Below are 5,209 nucleotides of genomic sequence, written 5' to 3'. Positions count from 1 at the left end.
CTTTTTTATATAATATTCAATTCTTTCCCCACTTTAGTAAAAGCTTCAATGGCTTTGTCCAAATGCTCTTTATCATGAGCTGCGGATAATTGAACCCTTATTCTTGCTTGCTCTTTTGGTACTACCGGATAGAAAAATCCAATGACATAAATACCTTCTTCCAATAATCTATCAGCAAATTTTTGAGATAAGGAGGCATCATAAACCATGATAGGAACGATCGCTGAATCCCCATCCTTAATGTCAAAACCTGCTTTTTTGATATTCTCTTTGAAGTAATTGACATTATTTTCCAGTTTATCCCTTAATTCGGTTGAACGGCTCAATAAATCAAAAACAGTGATAGAAGCCCCAACAATTGAAGGAGCCAATGAATTGGAAAATAAATAAGGCCTTGATTTTTGCCTTAACATATCAATAATTTCCTTTCTTCCGGAAGTAAAACCACCCATTGCTCCGCCTAAAGCCTTGCCTAATGTTCCAGTGATGATATCTACTCTGCCCATTACATTATTAAGCTCATGTGTACCTCTGCCGGTTTTCCCAATAAAGCCAGTAGCATGACAATCATCAACCATCACTAAGGCATCATATTTATCAGCTAAATCACAAATTTTGTCCAGCTGAGCTACATAACCGTCCATAGAGAAAACACCATCTGTCACAATGATTTTGCTTTTAGCATCTTTAGCTTTCTTCAGCTGCTCTTCCAAATCAGCCATATCGTTATTTTGGTAACGATATCGAGCAGCTTTACAAAGTCTAACCCCATCTATAATGGAAGCATGATTAAGTGAATCTGAAATGATAGCATCTTCTGGCCCTAATATAGGCTCAAATACTCCGCCATTTGCATCAAATGCCGCTGCATAAAGAATGGTGTCTTCCATTCCTAAAAATTCGGCTATCTTTTTTTCAAGTTCTTTATGAATATCTTGAGTTCCGCAAATAAACCTTACAGAAGACATGCCAAAACCATGGGTATCCAAAGTGTTTTTTGCAGCTTCCAATACTTTTGGATGGGAAGAAAGTCCTAAATAATTATTGGAACAGAAGTTTAGTACTTCTTTTCCGGTATCCGTTTTAATTGATGCTCCCTGAGGAGTAGTAATAATTCTTTCTTTTTTATAAAGACCGTCTTTTTGTTGTTGTTTAAGTTCGGCTTGAAGTTTTTCTTGAAGATTTCCGTACATATTTCCTGAAATTTTTTCTGTAAACAAAGATAAGCTTCATTCCATGAATCTCCATTAATTCGGGTAGAAATCAAGCTATATTTTTAAATTATAGATGTAACTACATTCTGTATCATTTTGATTAAAAGTTAATTATCTTAAAACTGTTTTTTAGTGTTTTTACCTATTCATTCAAGGAAAGAATAGGTGGGATTACTTAAAAAAGACCACTAAATCAATGATTTACTATTAGAATCAAGCTAATTAATATTTTTTTACAATTGTAATGTATTTAGTTAAAACCATTTTTCTCTACTACAAAGCCTATCTAATTTTGTTTTAATGATTCAGAATTTTTTAAGGAACCTTAAAGAAAATCAAAAAGGATACATATCCGTTAGTTGTGAAATGGGAAATGGCTTTGAGACTTTTGCAGATTTTTTTGAGAATGGACATGATCCCATGTTTATTATTGATCTGCATTCTCATCAATTCCTCAATGTAAATCATCAATTTGTTCAAAAACGTTGTGAATTTGAAAAGGGATTAGCAGGCTTTGAAGCCAGTCTTAAAGAAAGTGATACTATCAATTCTGTTCATTTTAAACAAGATGATATAACCATTTTATTCAATCCTATTTTTCAAAATGAAGGAAAAGCATTAATTCAAATATTAAGATTTAATCAGCCAGTAAATTCTTATAACTCAATAAGCAATTCAAATGGGCATCATCTTTTCGAAGAATCAATCACTAATAAAGAATTATTAAATAGGCTCCCAAGTGGAATAGTCCATACGAATAGAGATTTCGAAGCGCTGTGGACTAATGAAAAGTTTAGATTATTATATGGGCGAGAAATAGAGCAAAAGTTCAATTTTATTGATTCTATTTATGTTAAAAATATTTCTCAGTTCTGGGGGCTGATTGAAAAACTTAAAGAAGAGGGTGGCGAATTTAAATTTTCCTTTGTAATTCATAATGTAAAAGATTCTTCCGAGGTTTTTATTAATGCTACTGCCTTTTTAGTGGAAGGACAGGATAATATGGAAGCAGGATACATTTTCATTTTAGAAGATAAAACTGAAAACATGCATTTCTCAGAGGAAATTACAAAGCAAAATTTGGCACTGAATCAAATAAATCATGAATTAGATAAATTTCTTTATAGTGTTTCTCATAATATAAGAGGTCCTGTTGCATCATTAGAAGGACTTCTGAAAGTAATTGAGATTTCTGATGTGCAAACAGTTAATGAATTAAAGCATCATCTAAGATTAAACTTAAGATTACTCAATGGGTTTGTTAGTGATATAAGCAATGTAGCAACCAACATACACACTCATGTGAACTTTGAGGAGGTCAATTTGCGAGACCTTATGGAGCAGATGCTGATGTTTGTTGATGATATCTTTGAAATTAATCCTACTGTCAAAATTGATATTGCTGAAGATTATAGTATTAAAACTGATGCAGATCGCTTAGGAATTATAATTAAAGGTTTGATGAAAAATTGTTTTCAATATCAAGATTCTAGTAAGGATAAATTTGAAATTCATATAAAAGTTACTCAAAATGAGGATTTTCATTTAATCGAAATTATTGATAATGGAATTGGAATCGCTGACAAAGTGAAGCCTAAAATATTTGATATGTTTTACAGAGGCACAGAGCTTTCCAATGGAAATGGAATGGGGCTTTACAACAGTCGGGAAATACTAAAGAAATTAGGTGGGACTATGAATATTGAAAGTAAAGAAAGAGAATGGACTAAAGTCAAGATTTACTTACCCATAAATATATAGTAGGTAATGAATATTACTAACCTGAGTTACTAGAAAAAGCCTCATTGAATATCCGATTCAATGAGGCTTCTTAGTACTTTAATAAATTAGAATTAATTTCCTAAGATATAATATAAACCAAATGTTGGAGCAAAAGTATTGGTTCCGAATGTAAATCCATTAGAAACAGTGGTGGTATTGTCATTTGGTGGAGTAACAGCCAGCCTATTAAAAGAAATGAAATTTAACTCGAAATTAAATCCGATTTTAGAACCTGGGGTAAATAAAATACCTGGTTTTATTCCTAAATTAAAGCTTGATATAGCATCCCCCTCAATTCTTTCATTTCCATTTATTCCTGTTGTACCACCAAAACCAAATCCAATATTTGCAGCTCCGTAAAACTTCACATTTTCGCCTAAATCAATATAGTATCTAGCTTCAGGACTAACCACAAATGTATTAGTTCTACCGTAAGTATCTTCTCCTAAATTGTTTCTCTGTGTGATAAAACCAAGGGCTCCTCCAATTGAAAGGTTGTCGCTAATGAAATACTGAACATTAGGTAAGATTCTTATTTCTTGGAAATCTGCTCGTTCAATGCTTTGGTATTGAAGACTTCCTCCAATTAGAGTGCTGCCTGTCCCGATTTGAGAAAAGGCTTGTTGTGCAGTTAATAAAACCAATAAAATCAATAATTTAATTTTCATATTACTTTATGTTTTAAGTTGTGATGCAATATTAACGCAAAAACTTAAATAATATGATAGTATGTATTATTTGGCTATAAAAAACAAAAAAGCACAGACCAAAAGCTTGATCTGTGCTATGAAATATATTTTTAATTCATATTCTATCGAATGTTTAAGCCTAAACCTACAGATAGCGTATTGTACTTTTGAATAGTGTAATCAACATTTAAAGCTAATACCCAAAGAATTTTTAATCTTGCACCTACTGTAAGTCTTGGTCCACCACTACCGTCAAAAGCGATATCAATTGGATCAGTAACAGTTACTTCATCTGCGGTTCCTTCATTAAAAATATAGTCACCTTTCATAGCAAAGTTTGAATTTATGATATTAACTCCTAAACCGGCATAAGGCGTGAAGAATAATAGTTTCTTTGATATAATTGCTTGTAAAGTAGTAGCACTTGCCCCAAATTCAGCAAACTGTCCTGCTGTTTCATCTATTTGATAGTTGGTGGTGATTTTATTATAACCAACTAAAGCAGATAAATCAAATGGTAATAATTTCATTCCAGGGATCCATTGTTTGAAATCATGTTTTACACCAAAACCAAAAGAACGGAAGCTTAAGTCACCAACATTAATTTCTGGGGTGTAACGAATTATCACATCTGTATTTTTTACCACACCAACCCCTAATTGTATTGTTGGGGTAGGTACTGCTAAAGGACCAGGCAAGTCATCTAAACCAAATCCATCAGGAGCTTTGATTTGTTCTTCATAAGTATAAGGTTCTCCATCTATATCTCTTTCCCCAAAAATTTCAAGTTGAGTGGTAGTAGTTCCACCGGTGAAGGTTGGCAACATATTTTGATTAGGATCTGCTAATCTCAAATTTGTATAAGTATCAGAATTAAAATCAAATTGTGAGGCGGCATCTGGTATGATTGCAAAATTAAAATTGACCGTTAAATCAAATCCCAAAGTTTTGTGTGGTTTTGCTGTATTATACCAGCCATTGGCTAATCCATTTCCTAAGGATGATGCAAATGGATTCATATAGTTTTTAAGGTAAGTATTGGCATCTCCAAGGCCACTTTCTACTAACTGATCAAATTCAGAGTTTTGCCCAAATGATTTTTCTATCCCTATGCTTAAGGATAAAACAAATACGATAATAATTGTAAAAATCTTCTTCATATTGATTGGTTTTAGTGATACATATGTATAAAAGTATTGAAATTTATTGAATATTTAAATATTTTAAAATACTCACTCAAATAAACTTAAAAATGTATTTTTATTGGAGTGAACAGAATAATTGTCTTTTATATAAGCTGCTCCTTTATTTCCTAAATCTTTCCTAAGTTCATTATTAGTCAAAAGCTTAACTATTGATTTACTCCATTCTTTTTCTTTTTTAGCTGAAAATCCCGCCTGGCTTTCATTTATTATTTTTTTATTAACTCCAACAGGAGAAGCAACAACGGGCTTTTTAATGGCCATATACTGCAATAATTTAAAACCGCATTTACCCTGACTCCAGATATCATCAGTTAATGGT

The 5,209-nt window shown here is 32.2% G+C and carries 5 protein-coding genes; 1 reads left to right on the top strand and 4 read right to left on the bottom strand.

Annotated features, from left to right (window positions below; genetic code table 11):
- Nucleotides 1-5 precede the first annotated feature (5 nt).
- The gene (kbl, locus tag Q0L29_RS10045) at nt 6-1,193 is read right to left on the bottom strand and encodes a glycine C-acetyltransferase (protein ID WP_296621320.1); all 1,188 of its coding nucleotides are present in this window, start codon (nt 1,191-1,193) and stop codon (nt 6-8) included.
- A 321-nt stretch (nt 1,194-1,514) separates the two neighbouring features.
- Here kbl and Q0L29_RS10040 point away from each other — a divergent pair, with 321 nt between their 5' ends.
- Nucleotides 1,515-2,975, top strand: coding sequence for a HAMP domain-containing sensor histidine kinase (locus Q0L29_RS10040; RefSeq protein ID WP_296621318.1), 1,461 nt, complete (start codon nt 1,515-1,517; stop codon nt 2,973-2,975).
- A 92-nt stretch (nt 2,976-3,067) separates the two neighbouring features.
- On the opposite strand, the gene Q0L29_RS10035 is transcribed toward Q0L29_RS10040, so the two are convergent.
- From Q0L29_RS10035 to Q0L29_RS10025, 3 genes are all read right to left on the bottom strand, one after another.
- Nucleotides 3,068-3,664, bottom strand: a complete 597-nt coding sequence (locus Q0L29_RS10035) for an outer membrane beta-barrel protein (protein ID WP_296621316.1) — start codon at nt 3,662-3,664, stop codon at nt 3,068-3,070.
- Nucleotides 3,665-3,807: 143 nt separating this feature from the next.
- A complete protein-coding gene (locus Q0L29_RS10030; RefSeq protein WP_296621315.1) occupies nt 3,808-4,845 on the bottom strand; it encodes a DUF6588 family protein in 1,038 nt (345 codons plus the stop codon).
- Between the two features lie 72 nt (nt 4,846-4,917).
- A partial coding sequence (locus Q0L29_RS10025) for a glycosyltransferase (RefSeq protein ID WP_296621313.1) occupies nt 4,918-5,209 on the bottom strand: 292 nt, incomplete at its 5' end.

It is taken from the genome of Marivirga sp., from assembly GCF_024636815.1.
GTDB lineage: Bacteria > Bacteroidota > Bacteroidia > Cytophagales > Cyclobacteriaceae > Marivirga.
This window is presented reverse-complemented; position numbering and strand designations above follow the sequence as displayed.

Coding starts and splice junctions, on each gene's coding strand:
- kbl (WP_296621320.1), bottom strand. CDS start 1,193: ATGTACGGAAATCTTCAAGAAAAACTTCAAGCCGAACTTAAACAACAA.
- Q0L29_RS10040 (WP_296621318.1), top strand. CDS start 1,515: ATGATTCAGAATTTTTTAAGGAACCTTAAAGAAAATCAAAAAGGATAC.
- Q0L29_RS10035 (WP_296621316.1), bottom strand. CDS start 3,664: ATGAAAATTAAATTATTGATTTTATTGGTTTTATTAACTGCACAACAA.
- Q0L29_RS10030 (WP_296621315.1), bottom strand. CDS start 4,845: ATGAAGAAGATTTTTACAATTATTATCGTATTTGTTTTATCCTTAAGC.